Source organism: Roseateles sp. SL47 (assembly GCF_026625885.1).
Lineage (GTDB): Bacteria > Pseudomonadota > Gammaproteobacteria > Burkholderiales > Burkholderiaceae_C > Roseateles.
The window spans coordinates 4618616-4636674 of the sequence record NZ_CP113068.1; the positions used below are offsets into that span (position 1 = coordinate 4618616).

The window sequence follows — 18059 nt, forward strand, 5'->3', positions numbered from 1 at the left end:
GCTGGCGCTACTCGCCTCGGCCTTGAAGTGGGTCGAGGTGGCGGCGCCAATCATCGAACGACACGAAAGATTCCTCGTGTTCATCGTCGAAGTGGATCCAACCTCCACACGCGGTGCTCAACTCGGTCAGCCGGTTCAAGTGGTCGGAGGTCAGCGCCAGACGGCCGTAGGTGAAAGGCTTGTCCGGCAGCGCTTGCCAGAGCGCCACTTCCAATCCCTCCATCCAGCCCGCTGAAAAAGCGCTCTCAGACAGTTCCGACATGTAGTCCGCGAGTCTTTGCTGCGCTGGGGTCAGGCGTGTTGTCATGGACAGCCTCAGCGCATCAACCCGAGAATTCGCTCAGCCATTCGCCCTGCGGCTCCGCGATGCGCGGTCGCGAACTGCGTGGCCGCCATGGCCATACCTTCACGCCGCATGGGCCCGTCCAGCAGATCCAACGCTGTCTGCACCCCATGCTTCAGGTTATCCACCCGCAGCGCCGCTCCCGCCGCCAGAGACAAGGTCGCCGCCTCCGCAAAGTTGAAGGTGTGCGGCCCCATCAGCAGCGGCACCCCGCAGGCCGCCGCTTCGATCAGGTTCTGCCCGCCCAGCGGCTCGAAGCTGCCGCCCAGCAGCGCCACGTCCGCGAGCCCGTAATAAAGCGCCATCTCCCGCATTGAATCACCCAGCCAGACGTCGGCGGCTTGGTCCTGCGCGCTGGGGCCCTGCGCCCCGAAGGCACTGCGGCGCACCAACTGCAGACCGGCCTCTCGCGCCAGGCCCGCGACTTCGTCGAAACGTTGCGGATGCCGAGGCACGATCAGCAGCAGGGGCCGGAGCTCGTGCGATATCGGGGCCATCTGCGCATCCGCTCGACACACCGCTTGAGCCGCCAGTTGCGCCCGCCACTGCGCCAGCAGCGCTGCCTCTTCCCCCTCGCGGGAGACCGCCAGGAGCACAACCGGTCGGCCCAGGGCCGCACGCCAGGCACGTCCGCGCGACAGCAGCGCCTCGTCCGGCTGCAAATCGAACTTCAGGTTGCCACAGACCCGCACCTCCGGCACGCCAGCCTCGGTCAATCGCTCGCCATCTTCCCGGGTCTGTGCCAGCGCCAATCGCAGCGTACGCGCCGCCGGTGCCAGCAGCGCCTTGAATCGCTTGCCACGCCGCAGGCTGCGGGCCGACAGCCGGGCATTGGCCAACACCATCGGCACGCCCGCCTCCGCCGCAGCATGCTGCAGATTGGGCCAGATCTCCGTTTCCATCAGCACGCCCACCGCAGGCCGGGTGGCCCGCAAAAAACGCCGGACGGCGCCGGGTGTGTCGAAGGGCAACCAGCGTTGCGTGTCCCCCGGGCGCAGCAGCGACTGGCCCGCCTCGCGGCCCGTGGCGGTGGTGTGGGTCAGCAGCAAGCGCAGGCCTGGTCGTTCCTGCCGCAGCCGCTCGATCAGCGGCGCCGCCGCGCGGGTCTCCCCCAGCGACACGGCATGCACCCACACCGACCCAGGCGGAAGGTCCGGACCGAAGCCGAAACGCTCCGGCAGATGGGCGCGGTAAAGCGGTTCGGCACGCCCCCGCCGCATCAGCCGCAGCAGATACAGCGGCGTCCCCAGCCGCAACACCGTACTGAAAAAACCGCGAGCCAGCCGCTCAGGCCAGGAATCACCAGGAGGCAGGGTCATGAGAGGCGGCTCAGTGGCCCGCCGTGAAGGTGATGTCCGGCTTCACCCGCTTGAGCTGGGCCAGCACTTCCTTCTGGATGCGCTCCAGCGCTTCCTGGGTGTGACCCTCGAAACGCAGGACCAGCACCGGGGTGGTGTTGGACGCGCGCACCAGGCCGAAGCCGTCGTCGTATTCCACGCGAATACCGTCGATGGTGATCACCTCCTTGGCATTCGGGAACTCGGCGATTTCCTTGAGCTTGGCCACCACGTCATGGTGCTCGCCCTCGGCGCACGGCACGTTCAGCTCCGGCGTGTTGACGCTGTTGGGCAGGTCGTTCAGCACCTTGCTGGGGTCTGCGCTGCGCGAGAGGATTTCCAGCATGCGGGCCGCCGTGTACATGGCGTCGTCGAAACCGTACCAGCGCTCGGCAAAGAAGATATGGCCGGACAGCTCTCCGGCCAGCGGCGCGCCGGTTTCCTTCAGCTTGGCCTTGGCCAGCGAGTGGCCGGTCATCCACATCAGCGGCTTGCCGCCGTGCTCTTCGATCCACGGGCCCAGGCGCTGCGAGCACTTCACGTCAAAGATGATTTCCGAGCCGGGCTTGCGTTTCAGGATGTCGGCGGCCAGCAGCATGATCTGGCGGTCCGGCATGATCATCGTGCCTTCCTTGGTGACAATGCCCAGGCGGTCCCCGTCACCGTCAAATGCCAGGCCCAGTTCGGCATCGGTGGCATGCACGATGCGCTTGAGGTCTTCCAGGTTCTCGGGCCGAGACGGGTCCGGATGGTGGTTGGGGAAGTCACCGTCCACCTTGGAGAAGATGTCCACCACCTCGCAGCCCAGGGCGCGCAGGATGGCCGGCGCCGTCGCGCCGGGGATGCCGTTGCCGCTGTCCACCACGATCTTCATCGGGCGGGCCAGCTTGGCATCGGTGACGATGCGGTGGGTGTACTCGGCCACGATGTCCATCTGGCCGACTCGGCCCTGGCCGGTCTCATAGTCTTCGGCTTCGATGCGGCGCTTCAGGCCCTGAATCTGTTCCCCGTACACGGCGGCACCCTTGAGCACCATCTTGAAGCCGTTGTAATCCTTCGGGTTGTGGCTGCCCGTGACCTGGATGCCGGAATGGCAGCCATGTTTGCCACGGGTGGCGGCCACGTAATAGAGCATCGGGGTGGTGACCGCACCAATGTCCACCACATCCAGGCCGGTGGAGGTGAGGCCGCGGATCAGCGCTTCCACCAGCCCCGGGCCGGAGAGGCGGCCGTCACGGCCAACGGCCACAGCGGTTTCACCGGCGAGCTTGGCCTCGGTGCCGAAGGCGCGGCCGAGGTGCTCGGCCAGTTCTTCGTTCAGGGTCTGACCCACCACACCGCGAATGTCATAGGCCTTGAAGATGGAAGCATGAACTTGCATGAACGTCCCTGTAGAAATGGTGATCGGACAACAAAACTGGGGCGGATTGTAGGCAGGAGAAATGAGCCTTCCGTGTAACCCGGGGTGATGAATCGCGTCCTCGGATCTCAAACCCGGCTGCAGCGGGGGCAAGAAGCGGGCCCGCCCCGCCACCGAGGCAGGCGAAGCCAACTGCCATGGGCTGTCAGGGACGTGTCCGAAAACGGCCAGCGTCGGGACGGGCGCCTCCCTATGATGCAGTCCATGGCTTCCCCTCTCGACCCCCACCACTGCTACCCGGCCCTTCTGGCACGGGATGCGCGTTTTGACGGTCAGTGGTTCGTGGCGGTCAAGACCACCGGCATCTATTGCCGGCCGATCTGCCGGGTGCGGGCGCCCAAGATGGAAAACTGCCTGTTCTTCCCAACCGCCAGCCTGGCGGAGGCGGCGCGGTTCCGGCCCTGCCTGAAATGCCGCCCTGAATTGGCGCCTGCCGCCCGCCCATGGAGCGCCATGGATGCCAGCGAGGTGCTGGCGCGGGAGGCCGCCCGCTGGCTGGATGAATGCCGCCCGGAGGACGCCACCCTCCCCGCCCTGGCGGCCCATCTGGGCGTCAGCGAGCGGCACGTGCGGCGGGTGTTTACCGCCGTGCACGGGGTGGCGCCACTGCAATATCTGCAGACGCGCCGGTTGCTGCTGGCCAAACAGTTGCTCACCGACACCCGCTTGCCCATGGCCCAGGTGGCCCTGGCGGCCGGCTTTTCCAGCCTGCGGCGCTTCAATGCCGCTTTTGCCGACCACTATCGCCTCAGCCCAACGGCCCTGCGCGAAGGTCGCAGCGTGCGCCGGAGCAGCAACGACGGCGCAGACGCCTCCAACGTCCATGAATTGCGCCTGGAACTGCGCCCGCCCTATCAAACCACGGCCCTGCTGCAATTCCTGGCCGCCCGGGCCATCCCCGGCGTGGAGCAGGTGGATCTGGAGGCCCGAACCGTGGGCCGCAGTCTGCGCCTTTGCCAGACGGGTCAGGCCGATGTGCTGGGCTGGGTGGCGGTGCAGTTTCCGCTGGATGACGCCGAGCGTCCCCAGGTACGGCTGCAGCTGAGCGCATCGCTGTGGCCCCAGGTGGCTGCCCTCATGCCACGGCTGCGCCGCTGGCTGGATCTGGATGCCGACCCGCATGCGATTGCAGCGGCCTTGGGGGACAGCCTCGGCCCGTCGGCCCTGGGCCTGCGCCTGCCCGGCACGTTGGATCGCTTTGAACTGGCTGTCCGTGCGGTGCTGGGTCAGCAGGTGACCGTGGCCGCAGCGCGCACCCTGGCCACCCGGCTCATGGCCCGCTTCGGGGAGCCCCTGCCGACTGAACTGGACGCGCCGGAAGGGGTCACCCATGCATTTCCTGCGGCGGCAACGCTGGCACACGCCGCTGTGGACGACATCGCTGGCCTGGGCATGCCAGGCCGCCGGGCCCAGGCGCTGATCCACCTGGCCCACCAATGGCCGGTGCTTGCATTTGCGCAGGGTCGCGGCGATGTGCAGGACACCCTTCAGGAACTGGCTGCGCTGCCGGGCCTGGGTCCCTGGACTGCCCACTACATGCTGATGCGCGGCTGGAGTTGGCCGGATGCCTTCCTGCCGGGAGACGTCATCCTGCGGCAACGGCTGGAAAGCCGGGCCGGCGCACCGCTTCGTCCAGCCGCCCTGGCGCAGGCTGCAGCGGTGTATGCCCCTTATCGCAGTTATGCGGTGCTCCAGCTCTGGCGAGAGGCATCCGTCCTGGGGCGGCCGAACCGCCCCCCTGCGCTCACCCCCACCAAGCTTCTCGCCCCCGTTCAGGAAGGATCCCCGTGATGTCCGCTGACACCTCCGCCTGCCAGACCGAGACCGACACCCCGCTGGGCCGCATGCTCTTTGCGCGCAATGGCCAGGGCCTGTGCGGCTTGTGGTTTGAAGGCCAGAAATATCACCCGGGCGCGCTGGCCGTGCCGCGCAGGGATCAGGACCCACTGCTGCGGCAGGCGGTCGCTGCGGTTCAGGCCTATTTCGCCGGACAACCGTTTGTGCCGCCGCCGCTGTCAGTGGCAGGGACGCCTTTCCAGCAGGCGGTCTGGTCGGCCCTGCTTCAGATCCCCACCGGCGTGACCTGCAGCTATGGGGACCTGGCCACCCGTCTGGGCCGACCGGAAGCGGTGCGGGCGGTGGCCGCAGCAGTGGGGCGAAATCCCTTGTCCTTGCTGGTGCCGTGCCACCGGGTGATGGGCGCCAATGGCCAGTTGACCGGTTACGCCGGGGGGCTGGAGCGCAAGCGGGCCTTGCTGGCGCTGGAGGCTCGCCTCAAGGCCACCGCCTTCACGCTGAGTTCCCCATCGCCCGCGGCTGCCGTTCCGCCAGCCACTGCGCTCGCAACAACCCGTGGTGCGGCCAAGCCCGCGCCGGACACCTCCCGTCGCCCCGTTGGCGCTACGGACTTGGCGACATCGCCGCTGCAAGGAGCAGGCGCTTGAAACAACGTGACCTGGTTGAATTGATTGTTCTGGCGGCCATCTGGGGCGCTTCCTTCCTGTTCATGCGCATCGCCGCCCCGGAGTTCGGACCGATTGCCACCGCATTTGTGCGGGTGGCCGGTGCCTCACTGCTGCTCGTGCCTCTGCTCACGCTGCGAGAAGGGCTCCAGGACCTGCGCCGTCACTGGCCAGGCCTGCTGCTGGTGGGCCTGCTCAACGGCGCCCTGCCCTTTGCACTGTTCAGTTTTGCGGCACTGTCCATCAATGCCGGCATGTCCAGCATCCTGAACGCCACCACGCCCATGTGGGGAGCGCTGGTGGCCTGGGTGTGGTTCGGGCAGCGACTGGATGGTTCCCGGCTGGTCGGGCTGGCGCTGGGTTTCGCCGGGGTCGTGCTGCTGGCCTGGGACAAAGCCTCGTTCAAACCTGGCGGCGGTGGCTTTGCCATTCTGGCCGTGCTGCTGGCGACCTTCAGCTACGGCATTGCCGCCAATGCGAGCAAACGCTACCTCAGCCAGGCCACCCCGCTGGCGGTCGCCACCGGTAGTCAACTGGCGGCCGCGCTGCTGCTGGCCCTGCCCGCCTGGAGCCAGCAGCCGGTCCAACTGCCCTCCCTGCGTGCCTGGGGCGCGGTGGCTTTGCTGGCCCTGCTGTGCACCAGCCTGGCCTACATCCTGTTCTTCCGGCTGATGAAGCGGGTGGGCCCCACCAACACCATCGCAGTGACCTTCCTGATCCCGGTCTTTGCACTGCTGTGGGGCTTCCTGTTCCTGCACGAGACGCTCACCGCGTCGATGGCGATGGGGTGCCTGGTGGTGCTGCTGGGCACAGGGTTGGCGGTCGGCGTGCTGCGGCTGCCGATGCCACCGGTGACACGCCCGGCGAAGTGACGCTGGAGGGCGCGGTGAGGCCGGAGGGCGCAGGTCGGCGTCTTGTCGCCCCCTGCCGCACCGGCCTGCCGCAGCGCCGCGCCGGCCTGCCGGCGTGCCCCAGCATCAGCCCTTGAGCAGTTCGTGCAGCCCCGCCTCGTCGACAACGGCCACCCCGAGCTCCCGCGCCTTGTCCAGCTTGGAGCCTGCTTCCTCACCGGCCACCACATAGCTGGTCTTCTTGGAGACGGACCCGCTCACCTTGCCACCCGCCGCCTCGATCAAGGCCTTGGCCTCGTCACGTGACAGCGTGGGCAGCGTGCCGGTCAGCACCAGCGTCTTGCCCGCCAGCGGCTGCGGCCCTTGGGGCTCGGCGGCGGCGCCATCGGTCTTGGGATAGTCCACTCCCGCAGCGATCAGTTGCTCCACGACCTCGCGGTTGTGCGGCTCGGCAAAAAACGCGGCAATGCTGGAGGCCACCACCGGCCCGACATCCTTCACTGCCAGCAGCTGTTCCTCGGTGGCCGCCATGAGGGCGTCCATGTTGCCAAAGTGTTTGGCCAGGTCCTTGGCGGTGGTCTCACCCACGTGGCGGATGCCCAAGGCATACAGAAAACGCGCCAGGGTGGTGGTCTTGCTCTTCTGCAAGGCATCAAACAGGTTCTGCGCGCTCTTCTCGCCCATGCGCTCCAGCGCCGACAGCTTGGCCACGCCCAGCTTGTAGAGGCCCGGCAGGCTGGTCACGATGCCGCCGTCCACCAGCTGATCCACCAGCTTGTCGCCCAGGCCTTCGATGTCCATGGCGCGCCGTCCGGCGAAGTGCAGCAGGGCCTGCTTGCGTTGCGCGGGGCAGAAGATGCCGCCGCTGCAGCGGTGATCGATGCCGCCCTTTTCCCTCCGCACGTCGCTCCCACAAATCGGGCAGTGACGCGGCATGTGGAAGTTGGGCACATAGCCGTCGCGGTGGGTGTCGACCTTGCCCACGATTTCGGGGATCACATCGCCGGCCCGTCGCACGATGACCTGATCTCCCACCCGGACGCGTTTGCGGCGCAGTTCGAACACGTTGTGAAGGGTCGCATTGCTGACCGTGGTGCCGCCCACAAACACCGGCTCCAGCTTGGCCACGGGCGTCAGCTTGCCGGTCCGCCCCACCTGGATGTCAATGGCGTTCAAACGAGTGATCTGCTCCTGGGCCGGATACTTGTGTGCAACAGCCCAGCGCGGTTCGCGTGACACAAAGCCCAGCCGCCGCTGCAACTCTCGGCTATTGACCTTGTAGACCACGCCGTCGATGTCGAATGGCAGGTCATCGCGCTTGGCCCCCATGTCGCGGTGAAACCGCACCAGGCCTTCCGCCCCCCGCACCACCGCGCGATCGTCGGACACGGGCAGGCCGAAGGACTTCAGTGCATCCAGCAGACCCGAATGGGTGGATGGGATGTCCCAGCCTTGCACATCGCCAAGGCCATAGGCAAAAAAACTGAGGGGCCGCTGCCGCACCAGATTCGGATCGAGCTGACGAATGGCGCCCGCCGCCGTATTGCGCGGGTTGACGAAGGTCTTTTCATGGGCGGCGCGCTGGCGCTCGTTGAGCGCTTCAAAGTCGTCGCGCCGCATGTAGACCTCACCGCGCACCTCCAGGACCGCCGCCTTGGCCCCGGCGCCAGACAGCCGGAGCGGGATCTGACCGATGGTGCGGACATTCTGGGTGACGTCCTCGCCGGTCTCGCCGTTGCCCCGCGTCGCGGCCTGCACAAGCACGCCGTGCTCGTAACGAAGATGGATGGCAAGACCATCAAATTTGAGTTCAGCCGCATATTCCACCGGCGCCGCACCGGCTTCCAGATCCAGCTCGCGGCGCACGCGCGCATCAAAGTTCTCCGCACCACTGGCCTGCGTGTCTGTCTCCGTGCGGATCGACAGCATCGGCACGGTGTGGCGCACCGGCACAAAACCGTCCAGCACCTTGCCACCGACCCGCTGTGTGGGCGAATCAGGTGTCAGAAGGCTGGAATGGCGCGCCTCCAGGGCCTGGAGTTCCTGGAACAGCTGGTCATAGGCCGCATCCGGCAGCGCGGGAGCGTCCAGCACGTAATACAGATGGGCATGGTGGTGCAACTGCTCACGCAGTTCGGCGGCCCGGGCGGCCACGTCGGCGGGGACATCAACGGCAAGAGCGTCAGAGGAACGTTCGGAATTCATTCCCGGATTGTGGCTCAGGGCCACTGACGCTTGAGACGTGCAGGGGGCTTCCGGATGCGCGGCCGGACAGGGGCTCTGGTTGAGAGGTGTCCCCCGATCTCTTAGCCTAAGTGGGCGATCGTTTCTATCATTTTATGGAAGTTTCTTTTATCACTTCGGGCCCTACGATTTATCCCCATGTCGTCACTGATGTCGGCATCGGTTCGCCACCCATCCCTACACAGCCAACGTGGCGGGCTGTGATTTCAATTTCTAGGACCACCATGAAACGAAACGCTTTTCCCCGTTCCCTGAAGGCCGAGGCATCCCGGCAAAAGGGCTACTCGCTGATCGAACTCTCGATTGCGCTGGCCATCATCTCCGTCGTCATCGTCGGCTCCCTGGTGGGGGTGCAACGCATCCTGGCCAACAACCGTGCCAACAACCTGCTGGCGGAAATTCCGCGCATCAATGCGGCATTGGTGGGCGCAGCGGTCAACAGCGGCGACTTCAGCCAGATCAACACCTTGCGGGCGGCCGCGCTGGGGGCGTTCTCGCCCACCACGGTCAAGTGGGATGCTTCCAACACGAAGGTTGACGTCAGCAACGCCTTCGGCGGCAAGTTGTACATCCAGGGCAGCACGGCCAATTTTGATGGTGTCGATGGTGAAGACCGCGGCTACATCGTGGTGGCCACCGGCATCCCGAACGACATGTGCGCCACCGTGGTGAATGGTCTGGCCCCGCTGGCTCAAGTCATGTGGGTGACACCTGGCACCGCGAGCACCGGGTCAGGCTCGGGCGCAAGCACCAACTACGACACTCCGACGAACAACGCCAATCCAGGTGGCTTGGTCAAGGGTCCGTTGGCCAACGCCAGTGTTGACCTGACGAAACTGGCCGAAGAATGCCGCTCGGGCACGAGCAGCTCGCGCGAGATCCACGCCTTCGTCGCCATCTAAGCCCCACCCAATGCCCGGGCCCGCATTGCGCGGCTCGGGCCTTGTTCCGTCTTTAACGGCTTCCTCTACGGCTCGTCATGAAAACACTCAGGCTGCTTCCGCTGTTCGTCCTGGGCCTGGTGGCCGGTGCCCAGGCCACAGCTGCGTCGCCCCCAACGGGCGCCTCACGCGCCGCCATGTCGTCTCCACCCACCGCGCCCGATCCCACGGCCAAAGTTTCGCGCCCCCCCATCTCCCCCCCTCCATCGGGCGGCGAGGTGTCCGGCTATGGTGAAGTCGAATGGGTCCGCACGCCCCGGGCTCAACCGCTGCCTGCACGCCCCGAGGGTGCCGATCAGGACAGCGTCCTGGCGAGCATGAGAGGCGAAGCCTCCTCTGAATGGACCGTGGAACTGTCCGACCACAGCTTCCGCCAGACCCTGCTGCGCTGGACCCGCATCGCCAACTGGCAACTGGTGTGGGAGGTGGATCGCGACTTCGCCATCGACGCGCAGGTCACCCTGAACGGCAACTTTCTGCAGGCCCTGGACCAGGCCATGACTTCACTGCGGGATACCGACTATCCGGTGCAAGCCCGCGTCAATCCTGACACCCGCGTGGTACGCGTGGTGCGCTACATGCTCGACGGAGAACGGCGTTGATCCGACCCCAACACACTGCCACAGCAGCCCCCCGAGTCCCTGCCATCATCCCGCGCGCCCTGGCCGGTGGGCCCGGGCGTCTGGCGCTGGCCCTGGGCTGCGTCCTTGCTTCGGGATGTGCGGTGCAGTCCGCCCACGTGGCCCAGCGAGACTACAGCAGCAACAAAGACCGTGCCGGCCAGTTCCAGGCGCAGGCACGTGAAGCTCAGCGCCTCCCCCCCATGGTGCAGGCCGACACCGTGCCCCGTTTCGCGCGGCACTCCATTCCCTTGCAACGCGCCGCCACCTTACCCACCCACATCGGGCAGGTGACGCTGCGTTATCCCGGGCGTCACCCGCTGCCTACGGTGGCAGAGCTGATTTCCCGGTTGATTGACATTCCGGTCATCATGACGCCGGACGCGCTTTCAAACGCGGCGGACTACGCGCCCGGCGGCCTGGTGACCGCAGACGCCCCCTCCACCAGCGGCGCGACTTCCTCCCCATCCCACCAGGCCATGGCCCAGCAGGCAGAGGCTGCCGGCGCGCTGGCCCTCGCCGTGCACCCCCGGGATCTGCAAAACACCCTGGAGCTGGACTATTCCGGCCCCTTGTCAGGCCTTTTGAATCAGGTGGCCACCCGGGCGGGTCTGCAGTGGGAATACAACGGCGGCAAGATCGTCTTCAGCCGCCTGGTCACCCGTTCCATCCTCGTCAAGGCCCTGCCCAACGGGCTCAAGACCAACGGCAGCTTCGACGTGTTCGGCGGCAGCAACAGCTCCGGTGCGGGTGGCGGCGCTGGCAGTTCCGGCGGATCCGGCAGCACGAGCAACGGCACCTTGACCATCGATTTCCAGACCGAAAGCGATTATTGGAGCGGTCTCAGGGAATCGCTCAAGGGCATGCTGTCTGCGCGCGCCAATTTGCAGGTGGACGCCCGGTCCGGCCTGGTCACCGTGACCGATGCCTTGAACAATGTCGAGCGGGTGGAAGCCTTCCTGCAAGAAGTCAACACCAGCCTGCTGCGCCAGGTGGTGCTGGAGGTGGAGGTGCTGCAGGTCAACCTCACCGACCAATTCAGCAATGGCATCAATTGGGAGGCCGTGCTCGGTAAGGTCAATGGCAACTCGCTGACCCTCACCAGCCCCCAAGGGCCCGGGGCGCTGTCGGGCAATACGCCCGGCTCCTTGTCCTTCCTGCTGGCCCCTTCCGCGTCGCGGCAATCCGCCAGCAAGCTGGTGGCCGACTCGCTGCAGGAATATGGCAAGGTGTCCACCGCGTATTCCAGCGTGGTCACCACCACCAACCGCATGCCGGTGCCGGTGGGATCTTTGCAGACGCAGTCCTACGTTCGCCAGAGTACGGCGGCGGTCGTGAATGGCACCACCGGCGCCTCCACCGGGGGGTCGCTGGTACCCGGCTCGATCTCGACTGGCCTGGGTCTGATGATTCTCCCGGTCATCCTCGACTCCAACCGCGTGCTGCTGCAGACCGCCATGCAGGTCAGTGAACTGCGAGAAATCAAGGCATTTACCAGCGGCAGTGGCGCGACCGCGCAGTCCATCCAGTTGCCCAACACGGTGAGCTTCTCGTCACTGCAACGCATCAGCGTCCCGGCGGGCCAAACCCTGGTGCTGGTGGGCTACGAACGCGAACAGGCACAACTGGACGACACCGATGTCATCCGCGGTCTGCTGCCCATCTCCAGGCGCGGGGGTCGGACCAAGCAGGGCACTGTCATCCTGATCACGCCCCGTCTCACCGATCGCTGAAGGGGAAGTTGTCATGTCATCCATCCCTGGTTCCGGCTCCGCTGGCGCCTTCGGCCCCGGTGGCGGCCTCGACTTCTCCAGTGGCGACGCCTCGGGAGGCGCTCCCAACGCCGTGGCCAAAAGCTGCGTCATTGCGGGCACCCGTGTGATCTTTGAGCTGGAGTGGAGCCCCATCCAGGATCGGAGCGCGCCAGAAGCGGAATTCCAACGTGCCCGCAAGCTGGGTTACACCTTTGCCACGATGCTCCCGGACAAGAGCCTGGTGGGGCTGGCGCGTGGCTTGCAGCCGGGCCCTGGCCGCCCACATGCCGCCGTGGTCATGCTGATCGAACGCTTCTCCTCCGGTGGGGCAGAAGCCATCCTGCTCTCCGCCGGCAACCGGGTGGCGTTCATCGGTCTGATGGACCGTCGCCCGGTGCCGGGCTTTGACCGGCTGGTCAACGGGCTGGAAGCCGCCCTGGCCTTGCTCAAGGAGTTTCGGGACATTCACATCGACCAGGATGTGCGGGTGGCCACCGACCTGCGTGATGTGATTCCCAACGGGGAAATGCTGCAGGTGCAAACCATCTTCGACATGCCAGAAAGCGGTTCGCTGGTACGTCCGTTGGTCAATCGCACGCTGCGTCGAACCGTTGTGGCGGGAGGACTCACCGCGCTACTGGTGGGATCGTCACTGGGCTACTTCCTCTGGGAGCAACACCAGACCCGGAAGGCCGCCGAGGAAGCAGCGCGGCTGGCTGCAGAAAACGATCCGAACCGGCTCTATGAAAAGGCCATTGCGCACATGCTGGCTCAGGCGGGCGTCCCCGGCAATGCGGTGCTGGACCGCTGGCGCACCTTGCTGAACCGCCTCCCGCTCAGCCGCGAAGGGTGGGCGTTGCAGCGCTTTCAATGCAGTCAGAACACGCGCGACTGCCAGGCCACCTGGAGCCGAAACTTCGGCAATTTCCACGACTTTCTCACCGAGCCCCCCACCGACAGTCGCTTTCCAAGGGTCACTCCCACCCCCAACAACGACCTGCTGGGTGCCGCCATCACCACCCACCATCCCTGGGATGAACCAGAGCTGGACGGTCATGCAGCGGCTTCGTCATCAGCAGCGGCTTCCGCACCGCCAGCCGCACGCTTGGCCACCTTGTCGCGGCGGGCCTTGCCGCTGGCCGATACGGCGACGCAGCAATGGGGAAGCCGATTGCAGGATGTGGCGCTGGTGGCGGGCAATGCCCAGGCCACCTCGCTCAAACCTTCCCGGCTCTTTGGCCCCTCCACAGTCACCGACTTGCAGGCGCTGAAGCAGCCCGTCGTCCAACTCGAGTGGCAGGTGACGGATGGTCTGTGGTCCCTGCCCTCGATCGACCTGCCGCCCTCGGCTGTTCCTGAATCGCTGACGGTGCAACTCAACGCCAGCCAGATCACCTACACCCTTACCGGACGCGTTTATGCAAAAGGCAAACTTTATTGAAATTCCGCATGGCCAGCCTTCGTTTCACGCCCACGTGGGCTGCGGCAACGGTGGCATGAGTGGCAGCAGGAGTCGCCGTACGGACGGCCGCATCACCCATGCCGCGCCTCGCGGCGCGATCGCCAGCCTGCTGGGCAGGCGCCGGGTGTGCAGCGTCGCCTCTTTCGCCGTCGCCGCCTCTTTCACAGTCGCCGCCTCGTTCGCCGTCTCTGTAGCCGCCGTCACCCCCGCCTGGGCCGCCGAGGATGACCACAGTGCAGCCGCATCGTCCATGCAACAGATCATCGAGGCCGCACGGCGCAAAAAGGCGCAAGAGTTGGACACCGCCGCCCGCCGGCTGCTGGGCACGGACGCCATCCCCGCCGCGCCCAGCCCGGTGCCGCTCCCGCAGATGCCGCCCCCTTCGGCCCACGAATCCAAAACCGAAGAGATCCCACGGGTGTGGTCCCTCACCGGCGTGGGCCAACGGCTGGAAGCGGAGCTCTATTACCAAGGCCGCATCCACCGGGTGTCACTGTCGTCCGCCCCCTCGCCGCAAGTCGGCCCCTGGCGAGTACGGTCCATCACCCCCACCGGTGTCACGGTCCAGCTCAACACCTCTGCACAGGGCAAGGGGCGGGCGCCTGCCTCCATGGTGCTCCCTCCCCCTGCCCGAGGCAGCACCCTCTCCGGCTACCCATTTCAACCAGGCGCCCCAGGGGCCGTTGGCGGGCCCTTGAGTCTTTCGCCGGGAAGTTCCGCCCTGCCGCCTTCCGCGTTCCGCGCCAGCCAATTGCCGCTGGAGGCGCCCGTCGCCCTGGCATCCCAACAAGGGCGGTGACATGACAACGCCGGTGTCCGATTCGGATGCACTTCCGCGGGCAGTACCGCTGGTGCCGCAAGTCCCGCGCGTACCGCAAGTGCCGCACGTACCGCGCGGAGACTCAGCTCCTGCTCCGCCTGCCACCGCAAGCGCACCACCATCCGACGTCCCGACCGCCACGGCCGCCGCATCCATTGGCGCGGCCGGCAGCGCATTGCCTGCGGCAGGCCCGTCCCGCCACATCACCGACTACGCCCAGTTGCCGCCTTACGACCGGGTGCTGTCGGTGGTGTCTGACAACGTCATGGCCGGCAGGGAGGAGCGCCAGGTGCGCGTCTCCCGCGACAAGGAAAGCCGCCTGATGGCACTGGCCCTGCCCGCCCAGCGCTTTCTTGTGCTCTCCACTGAAGAGGAACTCCGCAGCCCGGACTGGTACCACGTGGTGCAGGCCGGCAAGCGGCTCGGTTTCGAATTCACCGGCTTCTACACCGCCCCGCCGGAGATCTTCGAGCTGATTTCCTACCGCACCCAGCGGCGGGACGTCGGTGGCGAGACCGAGAGCGAAAGCGCCCGGGCCATCGAGACCATGGTGGCCAACTCATCGCCGCTGGAGTGGTTTCGCACCATCGTCCACCGCTGCGTGATTGCCGGCGCAAGTGATCTGCACCTGGAACTGCGCGGGGATATCGGCCGGGCGCGGGTTCGGCTGGACGGCCTGATGCGCACCCTCGGCAGCTTCCCGGCCCGTATCGTGATGGATGGCATCTCTGCCGCCTACACCGTGCTGGCCGAGGAAAACTCTCGCAGCGAAGTGGCCTTCAACGGCGGCGTTCCGCAGGGTGCCATGATCCCGCTGGACCTGCCGGACATGCGGCTGACCCTGCGTTATCAGAGCCATCCGGCCGTTGGTGGCATGGACGTGGTGATGCGCATCCTGCGCTCCAACAATGCCGCCCATCTGCAGCAACTGACCCTGGACCGTCTGGGTTACACCCCCTGGCAGGTGGAGCGACTGCATGACGCCCTGAGTTCCTCCTGGGGCGGGATCTTCGTTGCCGGCATCACCGGCTCCGGCAAGACCACCACGCTCAACACCATGCTGGCCTACCTGGCTCGCGAAGGCACACGCAAGCTGATCACCATCGAAGACCCGGTGGAGTACGAGTTGGCCGGCGCATCCCATCTCTCCATCCAGCGGGGTTCGCTGATGCCAGAAGCCGGTGCCAACCCCTTCCACGGCGCCATGCTGTCCTTTCTGCGCATGGACCCGGACGTGGGCCTGTTCGGCGAGATCCGCGATTCGCTGTCCGCCAACATGGCCCAGGTCGCCATCCAGACCGGGCACAAAATCCTCTCGACCGTGCATGCGACCTCTGCCCTGGGCGTGATCAGCCGCTTGAATTCCCACATCGTGGGCCTTCAGCGGGACGACCTCTGCAGCCCGGAGTTCATTTCCGCCTTGGTCTATCAGGTCCTGGTGCCCCTCAATTGTGAGCACTGCAAGGTGGCGGCCCGTGAGGTGATGTCGGCGGAAGCACTGGCGGTGTACCAGCAAGGTTTCGGGATCGCGCCCGACCAGATTTTTTGCGCCAGCGACACCGGCTGCCCGCACTGCCGCAAACCGCTCATCGACTACAGCACCGGCCAACGCAACGGTACCCGCGGCATGAAGGTGGGTGCAGAGGTCATCGTGCCCGACCTGCGCTTGCTGGAACTGCTGCACCAACGGCGAGACCTTGACGCCAAGCGCTACTGGCGCAGCCGGCAGGTGACTCCCTTTACCGACCCCGACATGGACGGCAAGGAAGCCTGGGGGCATGTGCTCTATGACATTTCTCAAGGCCGCGTCGATCCCTTCTATTTCGAACGAACCTTTGGCCGGGCATCCCTACTGGCCAAGTCCTTGCTCCAAGATCATTGATCGCCTCCATGCAGATACTCGACTGGATCCTCTTCCACACGGCAGCTCGCCGCCTGAAGCAACGGCGCGCCGACTTCTATTACGACCTGGCGAGCGCACTGGAAGACAAGGTGCCTCTGTTCACCATCCTGCGCAAATACGAAGCGCGCAGCCGCGGCCGCTCGCGGGGGGACGCCCTGCTTTTCCGGCACATGCTGCGTGAGGCCATGGGCGGTTCGCTGTCGCAGGCCTTGATCGGTGTGGTGCCCACGACGGAGCTGATCCTCATCGATGCCATCCAGGGCAGCGGAGACGCCGGCTTGTCACGGGGCTTGTACTTCCTCTCCGAAACGGTGGAGAAGGTCGACCGCATGTTCCGCACGGTCCGCAAGGCGGTGGTGTACCCCATCATCCTGATGGTCTTGTTTGCAGGCCTGTTGACGGGCTTCTCGCTATTTGCCGTGCCCATCCTGGCGGACCTGCTCCCGCCGGAGCGATGGCCAGCGCTGGGCAAGGTGCTGTATGCAGTTTCCTACGCCGTGAGTCACTACGGCATCCTGATGGCGCTGGCGCTCGTGGCCGGCCTGGTGGCGTTCGCACTCTCACTCTCCCGTTGGCAGGGGCATGTGCGGCGACGGCTGGACAAATGGGCCCCCTACAGTCTTTACCGGGACTTCGCAGGGGCCATGTTGATCGTCTCAATCTCCTCACTGATGCGCGCCGGGGTGTCCTTGCGCTCCTCGTTGGAACGGGCCGCGCGCTTCAGTTCCCCCTGGATGCGCTGGCACCTGCGCGAGATCCTGGCCCGCTTGTCGTCAGAGCAGTCCACCCAGTTCGGTCAGGCCTTCTCCACCGGTGTGCTGAACGGCTCGCTGGAAGACCGCGTACAGGATGCATCGGAACGACGGGACCCGATTGCGGCCTTCGTCAAGATTGGTGTGGGCTCGATCGACCGCATTGAGCGCAGCATTCAGGAATCCGCCAGCCGCATGAATACCACGCTGATGGCCATGGCTGGCATTACGCTGGCCGGCATGATGGCCGGCTTTTTTGCCACCGCGTTCGAGATGCAGACCGGCATCCAGGCCCCGCCCACGGTGCAGTCACCATGAAGGCCCGTCGACACGGCCAGGTGCGGGTCACTCTGCGAGGGGCAGCGCAGGTCATGACCCGCCGGCGGACTGCGCGCTTGCCCTGGCTGATCAACGTGCTGTTCACCGGCATGGGAACACTGGCATCCCAAGGGGTGATGGCGGCCCCTGAGACGCTCGTTGCGCGCTGGCCCTTGGCGACAACAGGGGCAACAGGGGTGACAGGCGCGACAGGGGCAACAGGAACGGCCGGAACGGCCGGAGCGACTGGGGTGGCCCGGCACGCACGTCCCTCAGGAACGCCCCAGACCGCCCGGGCTGCTGGCCGTTCCAGAACGGGCCCCACGCCAGGCACCTTGGTGTCCTCCCATCCCCCGGCTGCCCTGATCACCCCCACCATGTCCCACTGCTTCGAGTGGGCCTCTCAACGCTACGGCATGTCCGCGCTGTTGCTCCAGGCCATTGCCCAGCAGGAATCCGGACTGAATCCCAAGGCCCTCAACCGGAATAGCAATGGCTCGACCGATGTGGGGCTGATGCAGATCAACACGAGCTGGCTACCCACCTTGGCCCGGCATGGCATCCGTCCTGCCGATCTCTGGGACCCTTGCACCAACATCATGGTGGGCGCCTGGATCCTCGGCAGCAATCTGGTGCGGATGGGCCCCACGGTGGCCGCCCTGGGGGCTTACAACGCCCGTGACCCGGTCAAACGGGAGCGTTATGCCCGTCAGGTGCTGCAACGCTTGGGCCGGTTTGACCCCTCGCTGCGCCCCCCCCCGCAGCCCCCCTACAGCCGTTGAATTCCCTCCCTTCTGCTCACCACTCCATGCTCATTCACGCTGAAGACTTG

At 66.1% G+C, this 18059-nt stretch carries 15 protein-coding genes; 11 read left to right on the forward strand and 4 right to left on the reverse strand.

Annotation, left to right across the window (positions count from 1 at the left end):
* Positions 1-7: 7 nt before the first annotated feature.
* From OU995_RS19990 to OU995_RS20000, 3 genes are read right to left on the reverse strand one after another with little or no spacing between them, the layout of a single operon-like run.
* Positions 8-307 carry a hypothetical protein gene (locus OU995_RS19990; protein WP_267831839.1) on the reverse strand — a complete coding sequence of 100 codons (300 nt, stop codon included), beginning with the start codon at positions 305-307 and terminating at the stop codon, positions 8-10.
* An 8-nt stretch (positions 308-315) separates the two neighbouring features.
* Positions 316-1662 (reverse strand): 3-deoxy-D-manno-octulosonic acid transferase, encoded by a 1347-nt coding sequence (locus tag OU995_RS19995; protein WP_267831840.1) that lies wholly within the window; start codon positions 1660-1662, stop codon positions 316-318.
* A gap of 10 nt (positions 1663-1672) precedes the next feature.
* The gene (locus OU995_RS20000; protein ID WP_267831841.1) at positions 1673-3061 is read right to left on the reverse strand and encodes a phosphomannomutase/phosphoglucomutase; all 1389 of its coding nucleotides are present in this window, start codon (positions 3059-3061) and stop codon (positions 1673-1675) included.
* 243 nt (positions 3062-3304) lie between these two features.
* Between OU995_RS20000 and OU995_RS20005 the strand changes: the two genes are divergently transcribed.
* From OU995_RS20005 to OU995_RS20015, 3 genes are read left to right on the forward strand one after another with little or no spacing between them, the layout of a single operon-like run.
* Positions 3305-4891 carry a DNA-3-methyladenine glycosylase 2 family protein gene (locus OU995_RS20005; RefSeq protein WP_267831842.1) on the forward strand — a complete coding sequence of 529 codons (1587 nt, stop codon included), beginning with the start codon at positions 3305-3307 and terminating at the stop codon, positions 4889-4891.
* Positions 4891-5544 (forward strand): methylated-DNA--[protein]-cysteine S-methyltransferase, encoded by a 654-nt coding sequence (locus OU995_RS20010; RefSeq protein ID WP_324288621.1) that lies wholly within the window; start codon positions 4891-4893, stop codon positions 5542-5544. The genes OU995_RS20005 and OU995_RS20010 overlap by 1 nt, the downstream gene beginning before the upstream one ends.
* The gene (locus OU995_RS20015) at positions 5541-6434 is read left to right on the forward strand and encodes a DMT family transporter (RefSeq protein ID WP_267831844.1); all 894 of its coding nucleotides are present in this window, start codon (positions 5541-5543) and stop codon (positions 6432-6434) included. The genes OU995_RS20010 and OU995_RS20015 overlap by 4 nt, the downstream gene beginning before the upstream one ends.
* 105 nt (positions 6435-6539) lie before the next feature.
* On the opposite strand, the gene ligA is transcribed toward OU995_RS20015, so the two are convergent.
* On the reverse strand, positions 6540-8618 hold the full coding sequence (ligA, locus tag OU995_RS20020; protein WP_267831846.1) for an NAD-dependent DNA ligase LigA: 2079 nt from the start codon (positions 8616-8618) through the stop codon (positions 6540-6542).
* A 263-nt stretch (positions 8619-8881) separates the two neighbouring features.
* Between ligA and OU995_RS20025 the strand changes: the two genes are divergently transcribed.
* The 8 genes from OU995_RS20025 to OU995_RS20060 all read left to right on the forward strand — a co-directional run bounded on the left by OU995_RS20025 (position 8882) and on the right by OU995_RS20060 (position 18009).
* Positions 8882-9559, forward strand: a complete 678-nt coding sequence (locus tag OU995_RS20025) for a type II secretion system protein (protein ID WP_267831847.1) — start codon at positions 8882-8884, stop codon at positions 9557-9559.
* A 77-nt stretch (positions 9560-9636) separates the two neighbouring features.
* Positions 9637-10200: a toxin co-regulated pilus biosynthesis Q family protein gene (locus OU995_RS20030; RefSeq protein ID WP_267831849.1), complete on the forward strand. Its 564-nt coding sequence runs from the start codon at positions 9637-9639 to the stop codon at positions 10198-10200.
* Entirely contained in the window at positions 10197-11951 is a 1755-nt protein-coding gene (locus OU995_RS20035) for a secretin N-terminal domain-containing protein (RefSeq protein ID WP_267831850.1), read from the forward strand. The genes OU995_RS20030 and OU995_RS20035 overlap by 4 nt, the downstream gene beginning before the upstream one ends.
* Before the next feature lie 13 nt (positions 11952-11964).
* The gene (locus OU995_RS20040) at positions 11965-13413 is read left to right on the forward strand and encodes a type 4b pilus protein PilO2 (protein WP_267831851.1); all 1449 of its coding nucleotides are present in this window, start codon (positions 11965-11967) and stop codon (positions 13411-13413) included.
* On the forward strand, positions 13391-14233 hold the full coding sequence (locus OU995_RS20045) for a hypothetical protein (protein ID WP_267831853.1): 843 nt from the start codon (positions 13391-13393) through the stop codon (positions 14231-14233). The genes OU995_RS20040 and OU995_RS20045 overlap by 23 nt, the downstream gene beginning before the upstream one ends.
* 1 nt (position 14234) lies before the next feature.
* Positions 14235-16136: a GspE/PulE family protein gene (locus OU995_RS20050; protein WP_267831855.1), complete on the forward strand. Its 1902-nt coding sequence runs from the start codon at positions 14235-14237 to the stop codon at positions 16134-16136.
* An 8-nt stretch (positions 16137-16144) separates the two neighbouring features.
* A complete protein-coding gene (locus OU995_RS20055) occupies positions 16145-17227 on the forward strand; it encodes a hypothetical protein (RefSeq protein ID WP_267831856.1) in 1083 nt (360 codons plus the stop codon).
* A gap of 338 nt (positions 17228-17565) precedes the next feature.
* The gene (locus tag OU995_RS20060) at positions 17566-18009 is read left to right on the forward strand and encodes a lytic transglycosylase domain-containing protein (protein WP_267831858.1); all 444 of its coding nucleotides are present in this window, start codon (positions 17566-17568) and stop codon (positions 18007-18009) included.
* The last annotated feature ends 50 nt before the right edge of the window (positions 18010-18059 follow it).

What these genes read in the sequence shown, in the direction of transcription:
- ligA (WP_267831846.1), bottom strand. Translation starts at nt 8,618, where the DNA reads ATGAATTCCGAACGTTCCTCTGACGCTCTTGCCGTTGATGTCCCCGCC.
- OU995_RS20030 (WP_267831849.1), top strand. Translation starts at nt 9,637, where the DNA reads ATGAAAACACTCAGGCTGCTTCCGCTGTTCGTCCTGGGCCTGGTGGCC.
- OU995_RS20050 (WP_267831855.1), top strand. Translation starts at nt 14,235, where the DNA reads ATGACAACGCCGGTGTCCGATTCGGATGCACTTCCGCGGGCAGTACCG.
- OU995_RS20000 (WP_267831841.1), bottom strand. Translation starts at nt 3,061, where the DNA reads ATGCAAGTTCATGCTTCCATCTTCAAGGCCTATGACATTCGCGGTGTG.
- OU995_RS19990 (WP_267831839.1), bottom strand. Translation starts at nt 307, where the DNA reads ATGACAACACGCCTGACCCCAGCGCAGCAAAGACTCGCGGACTACATG.
- OU995_RS20025 (WP_267831847.1), top strand. Translation starts at nt 8,882, where the DNA reads ATGAAACGAAACGCTTTTCCCCGTTCCCTGAAGGCCGAGGCATCCCGG.
- OU995_RS20045 (WP_267831853.1), top strand. Translation starts at nt 13,391, where the DNA reads ATGCAAAAGGCAAACTTTATTGAAATTCCGCATGGCCAGCCTTCGTTT.
- OU995_RS20055 (WP_267831856.1), top strand. Translation starts at nt 16,145, where the DNA reads ATGCAGATACTCGACTGGATCCTCTTCCACACGGCAGCTCGCCGCCTG.
- OU995_RS20040 (WP_267831851.1), top strand. Translation starts at nt 11,965, where the DNA reads ATGTCATCCATCCCTGGTTCCGGCTCCGCTGGCGCCTTCGGCCCCGGT.
- OU995_RS20005 (WP_267831842.1), top strand. Translation starts at nt 3,305, where the DNA reads ATGGCTTCCCCTCTCGACCCCCACCACTGCTACCCGGCCCTTCTGGCA.
- OU995_RS19995 (WP_267831840.1), bottom strand. Translation starts at nt 1,662, where the DNA reads ATGACCCTGCCTCCTGGTGATTCCTGGCCTGAGCGGCTGGCTCGCGGT.
- OU995_RS20010 (WP_324288621.1), top strand. Translation starts at nt 4,891, where the DNA reads ATGTCCGCTGACACCTCCGCCTGCCAGACCGAGACCGACACCCCGCTG.